This window comes from Pseudomonas sp. PARCl1, assembly GCF_947311875.1.
In the GTDB taxonomy this organism is placed as follows: Bacteria; Pseudomonadota; Gammaproteobacteria; order Pseudomonadales; family Pseudomonadaceae; genus Aquipseudomonas; species Aquipseudomonas juntendi.
In genome coordinates this window covers 20,091-35,916 of record NZ_CAMZMX010000029.1, presented here as the reverse complement: position 1 = coordinate 35,916, position 15,826 = coordinate 20,091, and the positions used below count along the sequence as shown (strand labels likewise).

Below are 15,826 nucleotides of genomic sequence, written 5' to 3'. Positions count from 1 at the left end.
ACGCGGTGGCTGGCAGCGGCTGCGCCGGTGTTCGCGGGCACGCCCGCTCCCGCAAGGGAGCGGGTTTACCCGCTAAAGGGCCGGGGCTGCTGGCTGACGGGGGCGTCAGAAGTCTACGCTGGCGGACAAGCGCAGCACCCGTGGTGTGCCTTGGGTCAGGTAGTTGTTGGTGGTCGAGGCCGACGCCCAATAGGCCTTGTTGGCGACGTTCTCCAGGTTGGCCCGCAAGGTCACCCATTGCTCATCCAGCTTGAAACGATAACGTGCGCCGAGGTCGACCCGGGTCCAGGCCGGGATGTTCAGGCTGTTGCTGGCATTGACGTACTGGCCGCCGGTACGCAACACCCGCGCATTCAATGCTGCGCCGGCGATGCCTGGAACGTCCCAGTCCGCGCCCAGGTTGTACTGGAAGCGCGGCACGCCCGGCGCACGGTTGCCGTCGTTGGCGCCATTGGCAGTGTTCTTGAGCTCGGTGTGCATGAACACTGCACCGGTCAGCAGGCGCAAGCCGTGCACCGGCTCGCCGAACACATTCAATTCCACCCCTTTGTTGACCTGCTCGCCGTCCATGCTGAAGGTGTCGCGCTCGGCACCGGCGCTGCGGAACGTGGTGCTGTAGGGCTGCTCGATGCGGTACAGGCCAAGCGTTGCACCAAAGCTGTCCCAGTCCAGCTTGACCCCGGCCTCGACCTGCTTGCTGCGCCTGGGCGGGAACACTTCATTGGCATTGGTCACGCTCGACGGGGCAGTGGGGCCTTGTGCCAGGCCCTCGATGCGGTTGGCGTAGAACGACACATGCTCCCACGGCTTGAGCACCAGGCCATAGACCGGCGTGGTCACCGACTCGTCATAGTTGGCGTTGCGCTCACCGCTAGCGGTAGACCAGCCGTCGACACCGATCGATTGCCGGCGCACGCCCAGGGTCAGCAGCACACGGTCATCCACAAAACCAAGGGTGTCGGACAGCGCCACGCTCTTGACCCGGTTCTTGCCCACGATACGCGGGTCGTGCAGGTCACTGCCCGTGTACGTATTGGTCGGGCGCAGCACCTTGACCGGGTGGTACAGGTCGGTGGCATAGCGGTTGGCAGCGGCAACTGCGGCGTAAGCCGAACGTTGTTCGCCCCACATGCCCGAAAGCCCGACGTTGAGCCGATGGCTGACCGGCCCCGTGGCGAACTGGCCATTGATGCCGGCCATGGCGCTCTTGTTGTCCTCATCGTGTGGTGAATAGAGGTAGCCACCCCGCGCAGTGCCGTTGGGATCGCTGACGTACAACGAGGAGTATTCGCCGTTTTCGCGAGTGTGCTTGGCCCCGGCACCGGCATAAAGCACCCAGTTGTCGTTGAGGTCGTATTCGGCGTTGAGCATGCCGTAGGTGTCTTCCAGCTGTGACCAGGTCCACGGTTGGGCGTAGTTGTCGCGCGCCGAGGGGGCATGGGGCACTTTGCTGCCGGTTGGGTAGATCACCGCCCGGCCCTGGTTGATGCGTTCTTTCTGGTAACCCAAGTCGGTGGACAGGCGCAGGCGTTCGCCCCGGTAGTCCAGGGCTACAGCTACCAAGGTGGCGTGCTGCGCTTCGTCGTGCACACCCGTTCCGCCGTCATGCTGGGCCAGGTTGATACGGGCGCCGAAGCGGTTGTCTTCACCAAACCGTTGGCCCAGGTCCAGGTGGCCGCCGACATTGGCGCCGGTGGCATAATCGAGGCTGACGTGGCGGGTTGGCGTGTCTGCGGCACGCTTGGGAACCAGGTTGACCGCACCGCCAATACCGCTGCCCTGGGGGGCGACGCCGTTCAGAAAGGCGTTCGGGCCCTTGAACACCTCGACGCGCTCGAGTGCTTCAGTGGTGATGATCTGCCGCGGTAGCACGCCGTACAGGCCGTTGTAGCTGATGTCGTCAGTGCTCAGTGGCAGCCCGCGGATGGTGAACACCTGCGAGAAATTGCCAAAGCCTGCCGACTGGCGCACTGCCGCGTCATTGAGCAACACATCACCCAGGGTACGCGCCTGTTGATCGGCAATGGTCTTGGCGGTGTAGCTGGTGACGCTGAACGGTACATCGCTGGTCGGCTGTTCACCAAGCACACCCAGGCGTGCGCTACGCGCCACCTGGCCGCCTTGCCAGGTATCGCCGCTGGCGGCCAGGTTGCTGTTGATGGTGGTGGCGCCCAGCTCCAGGGCACTGCCCAGGTCCACTGCCGGCGCCAGGGTGTAGCCCCCGCTGCCGGTGCTGATCAGGCTGTAGCCACTGCCGGCCAGCAGGCGAGCAAAACCCTCCGGCACACTGAAACTGCCCTGCAGGCCCTGGCTTTGCCTGCCCTGAAGCAGCGCCGGGTCGAATGACAAGGGCACCCCGGCATTGGCGGCGAAGCGTGCCAGCACATCGGCCAGCGGGCCAGCGGCCAGGTGATAGTCGCGGGGGGTGGCGTCGGCGGCGATCGCCGCTGGTGCCAGGGCGGCCATGGCGATAGCAAGGCTCAGTGCCTTGAAAGGCAAATGGGGCATTGGGCGAGGGTCCTGTAGGTGCAGAAAAGGGAGGTTCTGCACTGATCACCGGACGACGCCGGAAAAGGTATCAAAAAGCCTGTCGTTGATTCCCGTGTGGGCTGAGCCCGGGTCAGCTCAGGGGCTCGACCGTCACCCAATAGCGAGTCAGGCCCTGGACAGTTACCGGCAAGGTGTCGGCCAGCAGCCGCAGGCTGGCATCGGTATCGGTCACCGGAAAGGCGCCAGACACTTTCAGGCCGCGCACCGCCGGGTGGCAGCGCAGCACGCCCGGGCGGTAGCGGCCCAGCTCCTGCAACAGGTCGGCCAAACGCATGTCGCGCGCCAGCAGCATGCCGTGTTCCCAGGCCAGGTCGCCGTTTTCCAGCGGGGTGGCGGGTAGTACCCGGTCGGCATCGAACGCGGTGCGCTCGCCCGCCTTGAGCTGCACGCTGGCGGCGGCGTGCAGCGGGCGGTTGGCGACGGTGCCCTGCAACACCGCTACCCGGGTCAGTGCGCCGTCGATACGTACGCTGAAGCGCGAGCCCAGCGCCCGCGCATGGCCCTGCGGGGTGGTCACCACCAGCGGGCGCGGCGGGGTTGCCGGGTCGTTGGCGCTGGTCACGAGCACTTCACCTGCCAGCAAGGCGATACGGCGTTGCCGGGCATCGAAGCGGATATCGATGGCGGTGTGGGTGTTCAACAGTACGTGGCTGCCGTCGGCCAGTGTCAGTGAGCGTTGTTCGCCAACCGCCGTGCGGGCATCGGCGGCCCATTGCTGCCAGGGTGCCTCGCGCCAGGCCATCCAGGCTGCTGGTGCCGCCAGCAGCCACATCCCCACACGCTGCAGGGCCTGGCGGCGGCTGACCGCACCCTGGCGGCTGAGCCGGCGCAAGGTTTCCCCGGTAACCGGCGCAGGCAGGCGGCGAAACTCACCGAGGATGGCCTCGGCGCGCTGCCAGGCCAGGGCATGCTGGCTACTGCGCTGGCACCAGGCCTGGACGGCGCGATGGTCATCGTCGGTGGCTGCGCCCGACTGCAGCTGCACCAGCCAGTCGGCGGCCTCGCCGAGGATCAGTGGGTCGATAGGTGGCCTCATTCGTCCATGCTCAGGCAGGCGAGGAAGGCGGTGCGCATGTCGCGCTTGATGGTCACCAGCGAAACCTGCAGTTGTTCGGCGATTTGCGCGTAGGTCAGCCCGTCCAGTTGCGACAGCAGGAATACGTGGCGAACCCGCGCCGGCAACTCGCGCAGCATGGCATCGATGCGGTACAGCGTTTCGAGGATCATCCAGCGGGTCTCGGCCGACGGCACTTCGGGTTCGGGCAGATGCGCGATGGCCTGCAGATACGCCCGTTCGACATCCTGGCGACGCCAGCGGTCTATCACCAGGCCCTTGGCAATGTGCGTCAGCAATGCCCGAGGCTCACCGCCGAAATAGCTGTTGCCCTGACGGCTGAGCAGGCGCAGAAAGGTGTCATGGGCCAGATCGGCCGCATCGCAGGCATTACCCAGCCTGCGCCCCAGCCAGCCCTGCAGCCAGCCGTGGTGCTCGGTGTACAGCGTCTGAACCTGCAGGTTGAGGGTGGGGTCGGCGGGCGGCATGGGGCGCGGGTTTCCGGGAAATAGGTGCAATTAGGAATTGATCGCATTCTATGCCCCGGGTTGCAGAACTGGCAATGTACAAAAGTGCCGGTACAGGCCCTTACAATGCCTTGGCCAGAAACGCCGCCGTGCGGCTTTCCTTGCAGTTGGCCACCACTTGCGGCGTTCCGCTGACCACCACCTTGCCCCCGGCAGCCCCGGCACCTGGCCCAATATCGATCACCCAGTCACTCTGCGCCACCACCCGCATGTCATGTTCCACCACCACCACGCTGTGCCCAGCCTCGACCAAGCGGTTCAGTTGCACCAGCAGCCGGTCGATGTCTTGCGGGTGCAGGCCATTGGTCGGCTCATCCAGCACGTACAGGGTCGCGCCCCGGGCCATGCGTTGCAGTTCGGTCGCCAGCTTGATGCGTTGCGCCTCACCCCCGGACAGCTCGGTGGCTGGCTGGCCCAGGCGCAGGTAACCCAGGCCGATGTCTTGCAGCACCTGCAGGCACCGCCGTGCCGGCGGCTGTTCGGCAAACACCTGCAGGGCCTGGTCGACGGTCAGTTGCAGCACTTGCGCAATGTTCATGCCTTGCCAGCTGACCGCCAGGGTTTCGGGGTTGTAGCGCGCACCGTGGCAGGTCGGGCAGGGTGCGTACACGCTGGGCATGAACAGCAACTCGACGCTGACGAAACCCTCGCCTTCGCAATTGGCGCAGCGGCCCTTGGCCACGTTGAAGGAAAAGCGCCCGGCGTCAAAGCCCTGCGCCTTGGCTTGTTCGGTGGCGGCAAACAGCTTGCGTACATGGTCGAACAACCCGGTGTAGGTCGCCAGGTTGGAGCGCGGCGTGCGCCCGATCGGCTTCTGGTCTACCTGCACCAGGCGCTTGATAGCCTCGAGCCCGGCGCTGACATGGCCGCTGCTGGTCTGTTGCGGTTCGTCTTCCAGGCTCTGCTCCTCAGGCTCGTCGCCTTGCCCGGCATGGCCCAGGTGCGCGCCCACCAGCTCCAGCAGGGCCTGGCTGACCAGGCTCGACTTGCCCGAACCGGAAATACCCGTTACCGCCGTAAAGCAGCCCAGCGCAAATGCCGCGCTGAGGTTGTCGAGGTTGTTGCGGCTGATGCATTCCAGCTTCAGCCAGCCACGGGGCTGGCGTGGCGCACGTGGGGCCTGGGCCTGGGCGCCGAACAGGTAGGCGCGGGTGCAGGACTGCTCGACCTTGGCCAGCCCCGCCGGGGGCCCGCTGTACAGGATGCTACCCCCGTGCTCGCCGGCGGCGGGGCCTACATCCACCAGCCAGTCGGCCCGGCGCATGGTGTCCAGATCGTGCTCCACCACATACACCGAGTTGCCCGCCTGCTTCAGCCGTTGCAGTGCCTGGAACAGCGCTTCACTGTCGGCCGGGTGCAGCCCGGCTGAGGGTTCGTCGAGTACGTAGATCACGCCGAAAAGCTGCGAATTCAGCTGGGTGGCCAGGCGCAGGCGTTGCAGTTCGCCAGATGACAAGGTGGGCGTGCTGCGCTCCAGGGCCAGGTAGCCCAGGCCCAGTTCGAGCAGGGTGTCGATGCGCTCCAGCAGCTCATGGGCGATGCGCTGCGCGGCCAGGCGCTTTTCCAGGGTCAGCTGGCTTTGCTGTGGCTCCAGGTAGCCCGCTGCCGCGACCTTGCGCAGCACCTCGGCCAGCGCTTGCAGCGGCAACTGCGACAGCTCGGCGATGTCCAGCCCGGCAAAGGTCACGCCCAACGCTTCACGCTTCAGGCGTTTGCCGTGGCACAGCGGGCAGGCGCTGGGGCGCATGTACCGGGCGACGCGCTTGCGCATCTGTGCACTTTGCGAATGCATGAAGGTATGCATGACATAGCGCCGGGCACCCGTGAAAGTGCCCTGGTAGCTGGGCTCCAGCTTGCGCTTGAGGGCCTGGCGGGTTTGCGCCGGGGTCAGGCCGGCATAGACCGGTGCGGTGGGCGTTTCTTCAGTGAACAGGATCCAGTCGCGCTGGGCCTGGGGCAGGTCGCGCCAGGGTATGTCCACGTCATACCCCAACGTGACCAGGATGTCGCGCAGGTTCTGCCCTTGCCAGGCCATTGGCCAGGCCGCGATCGCGCGTTCGCGGATGGTCAGTGACGGGTCGGGCACCATGGTCGCCTCGCTCACCTCGTAGACGCGGCCCAGGCCGTGGCACTGCGGGCAGGCACCCTGCGGGGTGTTCGGCGAAAAGTCCTCGGCGTACAGCATGGCCTGGCCTGCCGGGTACTGCCCCGCGCGTGAATAGAGCATGCGGATGGAGCTGGACAATGTGGTCACGCTGCCTACCGAAGAACGGGCGCTTGGTGTGCCCCGTTGCTGTTGCAAGGCAACTGCCGGGGGCAGGCCTTCGATGGCATCCACATCCGGCACACCCACCTGGTCGATCAGGCGCCGCGCGTAGGGTGCCACCGATTCGAAATAGCGGCGCTGGGCTTCGGCGTACAGGGTGGAGAACGCCAGGGAGGATTTCCCCGAGCCGGACACCCCGGTGAACACCACCAGCGCATCGCGCGGAATATCCACGTCGATGTTTTTCAGGTTGTGCTCGCGGGCACCACGGACACGAACGAAACCGGTGGGGGGAGTGGAACGTGGCGGCATGGCGCTTTCCTTGGCGGTACGGGAAGCTCACGGTAGCAGCATAGTCGCTGACGTGGGTCAGGGTTTCGGTTCGCGGGTGCCAAGTACGTCGCGAATGTTGTCCACCACATTGCTGTCTTTGATCACATCGCTCAGCCAGCCTTCCAGCGGCATGTTGCCCCACTTGATGGCACGTTCTATCAGATACGGCACCGGGCTTTGCGGTTCAGTCTGTTTGAAAAACTGAGCGATGCCGGCCAGCATGCTGAAGGCTTCGTCCCGGGTCAGCGGGGTGGTACGCATGGGCGCAGGGGCAGTGGGCTGGGCGGGAGTGTTCATGGCTTCACCTGCCTGTTCGACGGGGGCGACGCTGGCTTCGGGTTCGTCGACCACGGGGGCTGGCGGCTGCAGCTCGACACCACGGTCTTTCAGCAGTTTTTCAGCCAGCTGGCTGGCCCGGGTCAGCATGTCGGCGAGGCTGGCAAAGCTCGGTGCCTCGTGGCCGAACAGTTGCTCCGCAGTGGCCTGCAGGCGTTTGCAGGCTTGCAGACTGTCGTTGATTTGCAGCGCCTTGTTGCGCAGGTATTCGGTGTCGGACAGCGCCACCGAGCGCTGGAATATCTCGGCGTTGATCTTGCCTTCGTTCAATGCAGTCTGCATGGCCTTGGTGTCGCGCAGGGCCAGGTTTTCCACAAGACGTGATTCGTCGTAACGCAACACGCCAAAATTCTGCCCTTGGGTGATGGGCAAGCCACCGGCGATGTCGGTGAGTGTGCTCTTGAGCCAGGACAACCGGGCCGCTCGCTCGTCAAGGCCCTCTTCGAGAGTTGGGTACAAGTTTTCCCAGAACGCCTGCAGCAACTGTTCAGTCAGTACCAGGCCGAAGGTGATGCCTTCGAAGTGCGCGCGCTGGGCCAGGCCTTCGCTGAGCCAGGCTGCCAGCATCAGGTCCTTGCTGTGTTGGGCGAGGCCCTGGGCAGACAAGTTGATCACCTGCTCCCAGTCGGCGGTTTTCAAATCGGTTTGCCAGTCGCCCTGGGTCAGGTAGTCCGGGTCGGCCCGGCGCGCCTCCTTGATCTGGTCGAACAACGCAGAGAAGCTCAAGTCTTCGCCACTGCCACCTTCGATGGGTGCGACCAGTGCGGCCAGCGAAAGGTCATTGAGAATGTCAGGCATAAAGCACTCAGGTTCTGGCTAGTGAACAGCGTGCCAGGCTGGCTGGCACGCTGTGAAGGATGGGCCGCTGAAGCGGCCCTGGGCATGCAGGTAATCAGGCGAAGACTTTGTTCGCGGTGCGGTCCCAGCCACCGACGATGTTGCCGCCGGCCTGGCCGTCGGTACGGTTCTGCTGGGTGTAGGTGGTTTTGATGCGGGCGAAGTTGAAGGTGATTTCTTCGATCGGCAGGTCGCTGACCGCCTTGTCTTCACCGGCCTGGTTGCCACCGGCAACGAACCTGACCGACGACACCACGACTTCTTCCATGTCGATGGTCAGGTAGGTGACCTTGTCACCACCGGCGCGGTTGACGTTGAGCTTCAGCTTGGCAATGTGTTTGCCGGTGCAGCAGTGCTCGAACAGTTTGGCCGATGCCTTGTCGACCGATTTGCGGATCTTGAAGTCGCTCAGGGCAACACGCTCGGACGACGCGCCGCCCGAGGAGCTGGCAGTCGCCGAGGTCGCCTGGGTGGCGCCGTACTCGTAGCCCAGCACTTCGATCCAGTCCTTGTGCTTTTCGTCCAGTACTTCGCCTGGGATGCCGTCGATTTGGATATACGCGTCAAATGCCATTGTGAAACTCTCCATTAACAACTGGTAAAGGGTTGCTCATGCGACCCTTGGTTTTTCACCTCGCCGAACAGGCCGGCAGAGGTAGCGTGCCGCCACCCGGTGCTCCTCCTGTGAGCCCGGGTGGCCGGTTGGTGCGGCGCGCGCTCAGTTGAGCCCGCGCACTTCGATTTCTACCCGGCGGTTGGGCTCCAGGCATTTGATCAACTGGGCCCGTGCCTGTTGCATGTCACAGTTGACCAACGGTTTACGGCTGCCTTCGCCCTGGGCCACCACCAGTTCGGCCGGGACGCCCTTGCCGACCAGATAAGTCCGAATGGTTTGCGCCCGTTGTTGCGATACCTGCAGGTTGCTCTGGCTGTCACCGAGCTGGTCGGCGTGGCCGGAGATGACGATCTTGCCGATATTGGGCGTGTTCAACAGTTTGCTGGCGATGGCACTGAGTTGGTTCTGGCCCTCGCTTTTCAGGCTCTGGAAATCTGCCCGGCCAAAGGCGAACAAGGTGTCCGATTCCAGCGTGATGGTCTCGATCGCGCGTAGCGACTGGGCACGCAGGCTGTCGATGTAGTTGCGCGAGCTAGAAATCAGGAAGGCGTTGTCGAGAATGCGCGGCACATCCGTTTCGCGGATCTGGTCGGCATAGAAGGTGATCTGCCGGCTGGCGTACAGGTAGTCCTGGTCGCCCTTGCCCTGGTTGGCCTCGGACAGGCTGTGGCCGGTGTGCCGGGCAATGGCCGGGTACCAGTAGTCGGGCAGGTGCGCCTTGAGAAACGCCGGGTCGGCCTTCTCCCGCTGGGCGGGCGAAAGCATCACGTAGGTGTCCAGTGTCGCCTTGCCGAAATCGGCGATCGACTGGGCGCGGTTGTCATGTGGCAGGGCTTCGGCCTCCACACTGTCCACGCCGCTCACCGGTTGCAATTCGCGGGTATTGCGTTGGTAGACCTTGAGCGTGGTCAGCAGGTAGAGCGTGCGGGTGAGGTTGTCTGCGGTGGGCTTGAGCATCACCTGCTGCAGGGTGGTGAAGTAACGGTCGCGCAGCAGCGGCTCAACCTGATGGCCCTGGTACAGGCCCAGACGCAGGCTGAACGGTACACCCTGCTCACGGTGCTGCCGGTAGTAATGGGCGGCCCAGAAGCGCAGGCGGTCCAGGCTGCGCCAGGCGGCGTACTGGCCATCGGCAGCCTGGTCCTGGCGCTTGGCCTCGGCCAGCTCGCTCGCGATGCTGCCCAGCACCGCACGGTTGTTCAGGTACGACCAGCCCCACAGGCTGCACAGCACCAACCCGGCGAGGCTGGCACAGGCCACCCAGGCGGCCTTGCGCCGGCGCTCGCGGTGGTTGCTGGTGTACAGGGCCACCAGGTGCTGGTCGGGGATGATGACCTTGCGGAACAGGCTGTTGATGAACAGCGGCGCAGGCTGGCTGCCTGCGCTGACCGCCCCCTCGCCGTGTTCCAGGGCAAAACGCTCGGCAACATGCTGGCCATGGCTGCCCCACAGCGCTTCATCGGCCTGCAAGGCGGCAGTGAAGTAGAAGCCACGCAGCATTTCGGCATTCTGGTAGGGGTTGGCCCGCAGCAGGCTGTCGACGAACGCCTGCAGCCGTGGCTTGATTGCGGCCAGCTCCAGCGGGAAGCGGTAAGCGGCGTCGTTTTGCCGCGTTACCTGAATGTCCTGCTGCACCAGTTGCTGGCTGGCAACCTGCTGCCAGTACCGGGTCAGGTCGTCCATCGCCTGGCCAAAACGCTGGCCCCAGTCCGCCTGTTCGTAGCCTTTGTGCGCGAAGGTCTTGCCCATCACTTCGCCGCGCGCGGCCTCATCCAGCTGGCGATAGAAGGGGGTGAAGCCGGGTATCAGGTCGCACTTGGTGAATACCAGGTAGATCGGCAGGCGCACTTCCAGCAAGGCGCAGCTTTCCTGGATGCGTTCGCGCAAACGCTTGGCCACCCGCTGCTGGTCTTCGGCCGAGCCGTGCACAACGTCGGCGATGCTGACACTGACGATCAGACCGTTGAGCGGGCGGCGTTGCCGGTGCTGGCGCAGCAACTGCAGGAAGCCACGCCACTTGCCGGCCTCTTCCGGGCTGTTCATGTAGCGCCCGGCAGTGTCCAGCAGCACCGCTTCAGAGCTGAAGAACCAGTCACAGTTGCGCGTGCCACCCAACCCTGCGACGCGTGCACCTTCGCGCTCGGCGTAAGGGAAGTTGAGGCCGGACTGCAGGATCATGGTGCTCTTGCCAGCGGCGGGCTGGCCGATCACGAGGTACCAGGGCAGCGCGTACAGGGCGTCTTTGGCAGAGGTGCCGCGTGGCGTGTTCTTGTGCAGGCGCTCGATGCCCTGCAGCAGGCGCTCGCGCAACAGGCTGACCTCCTCGCGGTCGGCCGGCGTGGCATTGAGTACAGCCTGGTCGGCGTCGTCGCGCAGCAAGCCTTCGAGGTTGTGATGCTGGCCGGCGCCACGGTACAGCAGCAGGACGTAGCCCGCCGACAGCAGCAGGAAAGCCCCGATGCCAGCCAACAGGCTGTGCAGCGAAGCGAAGCCCAACGCGCTGCCGATCGCCCATACCAGGAAGATCACCAGGAAAAACGCCACCCCCAGCAGATAGGGTTGGTAACGCAGGCAGTAGTACTTGATCTTGTTCATACAGGCGTCGCATCCAGCGCATCGACGAATTGCTCGATAACGCGTTCAAGGGGTAGATCGAAGTCGTGTTGGCCGCGGGCCGATGCCGCAGGGCCCAGTAGCGCCAGATGCTGCTGGGCTTCGGCACAGCCGCAGAGCAGGCGATAGGCACTGCTGGCGTGGCGTGACGGGAAGCAGAACAGGCGCGGGTGCATGAAATCGTCTGCCAGCAGGCTCACGGCTGGCGTATCTGGCTGCCCGTTCATGTGGCACAGCCAAGTCAGCCACAGATCGGCTGTAGGGTTTTTCAAACCGCGCTCAGCGGGGAGGGGCAACTCAATGCCACCCTCGAAGTCACTGTGCAGCGCCGGCCGGCATGCGCGCAGCCGTGTCAAAGCGGCGGCGCTGTCGAAACCTGGCCAGGAGCCGTGCAGTGCACGCGCGATATCGGTGAAGCTGAAGTCACGCAGGAACTTGGCGTGCACCCGGCGGAACAGGTCCAGGTCCTGGGCTTGCAGTGGGCGCAAGGCCTTGACCCGTTCGAACAGGCGGGTGCCGTCGGCACCTTGCACGGCCTGGTGCAGCAAAGGCTTTATCTGTGCGCAGAACAGCTCGCCCAAGGTGAATGGGTTGCCCAGGGCCATGCCTTCCTTGCCCTTGAGCAGTTGGTAGATGAAGAACGGATAGCGCCGGTTACTGGCGTCACGCGAGCTCAACAGCCCGCCCAGCAGCCAGTTGCCATTGCGTGCGCGGTATGTGAAGAAGCACATCGGCAACCCATCGAACAGTGCCTGCCAGTCTTCGCGGTGGCGCATGGCCGCCAGCGAGGTCTGCAGCCAACTGTCGAATTCGCAGACTTCCTCCGCCGCGCCATGCAGGCTGACGAAGTCTGCGCTCGATGGCAGTTTGCCGAAGCAGCCGATCATTGGGCACTCCTGTCGTTGAGTGCGCTTAGGGCCTTGACCTGGCTCAGGTCGGTGAGTTTTACCCCACCGAAGTTGCGCACCACCAGGCTCACACGGCCATTGGCGGTGTTCCAGCTGAAGCGCTGCTGGATGCCGTCGAGGTCGTCGACGCGGGCGCTTTCGTTCATGCGCAGCAGGCCCCAACGCCCGGGGAAGTCGAACACCGTTACCCGTGCGCCACTGAGCGTTACCACATCCAGGCGAGCGCCCGGGGCATTGCTGGTGCCTGGCCAGGCGAAGCGGCTCCAGCTGCTGCGGCCGTTGCGGTAGTGCTGTTCCTGCCCATCGAGGGTGAACACGATGTCGGTGAAGTTGGCCGAGGGCTCCAGCATGATTTCAAAGCCGTTGTCGCGGTCTGACAGGCTGGCGATCACCTGGCCTACCGAACTGGCCCGGTCGATGCTGTTGAGCATGCCAGGGTTGACCAACGCCGGTGCCTTGCCATCACCTACGCCCAGACCTTCGCCGCCGGCGAGGTTGCCGATTTCGTTGCGTTTGAAGGCCGGCAGCAGCCCCGAGTCCGGGTCTACGAAACGTTGCAGGTCTTTGACCGAGGCTTCGTTGCGGCTACCACCGGCAATCGGGTAGCGGTGCGCCATGACCTGCTGCCAGGGCTTGGCGATCTGCTGCGCCCAGGCTTTGGCGATCTGCTGGCCGGCCGGGTCACGCAAGGTCGCCCAGGCGTACTGGATCGGCAGGTTGAACAAGCCTTGCAGCGAACGCGACAGGCTGTCCTGGCTGGTGTCGACGCTGGTTTCCACGTAATTGCGTACCGTGGTGACCTCGCTTGGCTGGCCTTCCAGGGTTTCGCTGATCAGCTGCTTGCTGCTTTTGCCGACATCCTGCGACCGCTGGATGTTGTTCATGCGGACCTTGAGCTTGCGCAGCGCCGCCAGGTAGCGGTCCATGATGGTGCTGTCGGCGCCTTCGGCGTTGTTCTGGGCGAATACCCGGGCAACCGGTTCGAAGCGCTTGGCGAGGCTGCCGTCGTCCACCGCCGGCAGGGCCGGGGCTACGTTGGCAGGCAGGCTGTCGTTGGCGTCGAACAGCCCGGTAACCTTGCTCCAGAAACCGTCATCACGACCAGTGCCGGCCGACGGTACTTCGCGTTTGACCGGCAGGTCCCACTGGGTATTGTCGTTCACAGCCTGCAGCAGGTTCTTTACGGGAGAGTGCTGAACGTCGCTCAAAAGCCCCAACTGCTGGGTCGCCGATGCCAGGTCGGCGAAGTGGCGCACGCCCACGCTACTGACCATCTTGTACCAGGCTTGGGTGTAATCGCGCTTGTAGCGGCTCATGAATTCGCGCACGAAGTTGGCCTTCTGCACCAGGGCATCGCCGCCGTCGCCGTCCAGTACCCAGTCGGACTCGTTGCGCAAGTTGCTCGATACCAGCTTGATCAGTTCAGGCTTGACGAACGTATCCCAGCCTTGGCGGGTATAGATCGCAGGTACCCCGGCCGACCCGTACAGCAGTGCGCGCCCAGGTTGAGGCACAAGGTCGTTGAGGCTCAGTGCCGGGAATTGGCGGCTGGATTCGAGTTGCAGGCGCAGGTATTCGCGATCGACCAGCGAACTGGAAATCATGAACGACTTGAGGTTCTGCCGGGTTTCGTTGATCAGTTGGTCGTTGCGTGGCAGTGAAGGCGCCTGGCCCTGCTCCAGCAACTGCACATACAAAGGAGTGTTTGCGCCGATCACGTCGGCGCTGGCGGGGGTGCCTTCGCCGGCCGCCGCGGCCCAGGCCTGTGGCAGGCTTGCGGCAATGAAGGCCGGGTCTGGGTGGGCGTCGGGTGCCGTCAGCAGCAGGTACAGTTTGAGCGTGTTGTAGGCATCGATGATCGAGGCGACTTGCTGCTCGTCAAGGCGCCCCAGCATCTCTTCGGACAACGACAGACCACCGGTGGTCGCGGACAGCTCGGCGGCATCGCTGGCTGTGGCCAGGTTGACCTTGGCCGCATGGGCGCCTGCGCGGGTGTTGGCCAGCGCGGCCTGCGCTTTGGCTGCAACCGCTGGGGCCAATGGCTTGGCGTTGCGTTTTTTCGGCGGGGCCGGGGTGAACTCCAGTGACTGGTTGATACCCGCGGCGAAGGTATTGAACGCGCGCATTTGCACTTGCAGGCTACGGGCGATCGGTTCCAGGGCCTGGCTGCGCAATTGCGCCAGATACGCGCTGCGGGTCACCTGGTCAACCGCCTCACCGTGGTACAGGCCGGCGCTGAGGCGCAGCGGCACGCCTTGTGTGCGATGCGACTCGACAGTGGCCATCTGCTCGCGCAGCACTTGCAGGCCTTTGCCCGCGGCCAACTGCTGCTGGCTGTCTTCGGCCTGGCCTATCTGGGCCAGCTGCAGGCGCAGATTGTCCAGCCATTGGCGGTTGTTGACGAACGACACTGCCTGCCAGCTGACAAGCAGCACGCCGGCGGCAACGGCCAGGCCCAGCAGCAGCGGGCTGAGCCCCGCTTGGCGGCCTTGGCGCGAGTGATACAGGCTCAGGTCACGGTCGGGGAAAATGACCCGGCGGAAGGTGTCGGTAATGAAGTAGCTGCGGTTGCCCGCTGCCGTGCCAGCCTGTTCGGCCTGGCCATCCTCGGCCGCCTGCAAGGCGAATTCGTCGGCGATGGCGTCTTCGTACACGTGCCCCAGTTGTTGCCCGGTCTGCAGGGCGCTGGTGAAGTACAGGCCGCGCAGCATCAGTGGGGCGCCGCTGCGCTGGCCGTGGGTGAAGTGCCCGAGGAACTGCTCGAGCACACCGCCCAGCGCGGCGAAGTATTGCGGGAAGTTCAGCAGCGTGCTGTCGGCTGCAGCGCCCAAGGCGATCACTTGTGCGTCGACGTGCTGGCGAATGTGGCTGTGCAGGTTGCCCAGGCGCGCCTGCAGCACCGCCTGCAGGCCTTGGTTGCGGATTTCCGACAACGCGAAGGTCATGCCCAGCGGTTGCTGGCGTTGGTGCAGGTCCAGGCCATCAAAAGCCTGGCTGAAGCCCGGCAACTGGTCGGTCTTGCTGAGCATCAGGTAGAGCGGTGGGTTGGTGTCGAGGCACTGGGCGTATTCTTCCACCCGGGCTACCAGCTGCGCTGCCAGGGCATCACGCTCTTCGCTGTTGGCGGCCAGCAGTTCGGGCAGGCTGACCACCAGCACCAGGCCATTGATCGCTGCCTTGCCGCGCTGCTTGCGCAGCATGCGCAGGAACGCCGAAAACTCGCTTGCCGACTGGTCGTCACGCAGGTAACGGCCGGCGGTGTCGATCATCACCGCGTCGGGGCTGAAATACCAGTCGCAGTGCTGGGTGCCACTTTCGCTGTCGTTGGCGGTGGCGATACTGGCTGACAGGCCGGAGTGGGTCAGCAGCGAAGTCTTGCCTGCCGCCGACATGCCGACCACCAGGTACCAGGGCAGGTCGGACAGCGCCGACTTGCCACCGCCGCCGGCGGAGCGGTCGGTGCGCAGCATGCTGATGGCATGCTTGAGGCGCTCGCGCAGTACCTGCTGGTCACGGAACTCGCCGGTGGCATTCCACGAGCGGTCGACTTCGATCTGCAGCAGGTTCTCCAGGTTGTGCTCGGCACGAATACGCTGGTACTGGCGCAGCACGACGGCCAGCAGGAAGCAGGCGCTGATGATGGCCAGGGCTTCGGGCAGGTGCTGCTGCAGCCACGGCAGCAGCGGCGACACCAGCCAACAGACCAACAGGCTCCCCAGCCACAGCAGTAGCAGCAGAACCCAGAAACTTTTCAAGAGGCGCAGTAATGTTTTCATGTCTTCCTGA

The 15,826-nt window shown here is 64.6% G+C and carries 9 protein-coding genes; all 9 read right to left on the bottom strand.

The window, feature by feature from the left end; translation table 11 throughout:
- Window positions 1-105: 105 nt before the first annotated feature.
- The gene (locus tag QME24_RS16035; protein ID WP_280091115.1) at window positions 106-2,508 is read right to left on the bottom strand and encodes a TonB-dependent receptor; all 2,403 of its coding nucleotides are present in this window, start codon (window positions 2,506-2,508) and stop codon (window positions 106-108) included.
- Window positions 2,509-2,620: 112 nt separating this feature from the next.
- Window positions 2,621-3,586 (bottom strand): FecR domain-containing protein, encoded by a 966-nt coding sequence (locus QME24_RS16030; RefSeq protein ID WP_280091116.1) that lies wholly within the window; start codon window positions 3,584-3,586, stop codon window positions 2,621-2,623.
- Entirely contained in the window at window positions 3,583-4,092 is a 510-nt protein-coding gene (locus QME24_RS16025) for a sigma-70 family RNA polymerase sigma factor (RefSeq protein ID WP_009686728.1), read from the bottom strand. Before QME24_RS16025 ends, QME24_RS16030 begins: the two co-directional genes overlap by 4 nt.
- Before the next feature lie 100 nt (window positions 4,093-4,192).
- Window positions 4,193-6,709 carry an excinuclease ABC subunit UvrA gene (locus QME24_RS16020; RefSeq protein ID WP_232892732.1) on the bottom strand — a complete coding sequence of 839 codons (2,517 nt, stop codon included), beginning with the start codon at window positions 6,707-6,709 and terminating at the stop codon, window positions 4,193-4,195.
- A gap of 57 nt (window positions 6,710-6,766) precedes the next feature.
- Window positions 6,767-7,864 carry a type VI secretion system protein TssA gene (tssA, locus tag QME24_RS16015; protein ID WP_054904743.1) on the bottom strand — a complete coding sequence of 366 codons (1,098 nt, stop codon included), beginning with the start codon at window positions 7,862-7,864 and terminating at the stop codon, window positions 6,767-6,769.
- A gap of 94 nt (window positions 7,865-7,958) precedes the next feature.
- Window positions 7,959-8,477: a type VI secretion system tube protein Hcp gene (locus QME24_RS16010; RefSeq protein ID WP_029887856.1), complete on the bottom strand. Its 519-nt coding sequence runs from the start codon at window positions 8,475-8,477 to the stop codon at window positions 7,959-7,961.
- Between the two features lie 144 nt (window positions 8,478-8,621).
- Window positions 8,622-11,114: a type VI secretion system membrane subunit TssM gene (gene tssM, locus QME24_RS16005; RefSeq protein ID WP_054904742.1), complete on the bottom strand. Its 2,493-nt coding sequence runs from the start codon at window positions 11,112-11,114 to the stop codon at window positions 8,622-8,624.
- Window positions 11,111-12,019 carry a type VI secretion system-associated protein TagF gene (tagF, locus tag QME24_RS16000; RefSeq protein ID WP_029887854.1) on the bottom strand — a complete coding sequence of 303 codons (909 nt, stop codon included), beginning with the start codon at window positions 12,017-12,019 and terminating at the stop codon, window positions 11,111-11,113. Before tagF ends, tssM begins: the two co-directional genes overlap by 4 nt.
- A complete protein-coding gene (locus QME24_RS15995; RefSeq protein WP_280091117.1) occupies window positions 12,016-15,816 on the bottom strand; it encodes a type VI secretion protein IcmF/TssM N-terminal domain-containing protein in 3,801 nt (1,266 codons plus the stop codon). Before QME24_RS15995 ends, tagF begins: the two co-directional genes overlap by 4 nt.
- Window positions 15,817-15,826 lie beyond the last annotated feature (10 nt).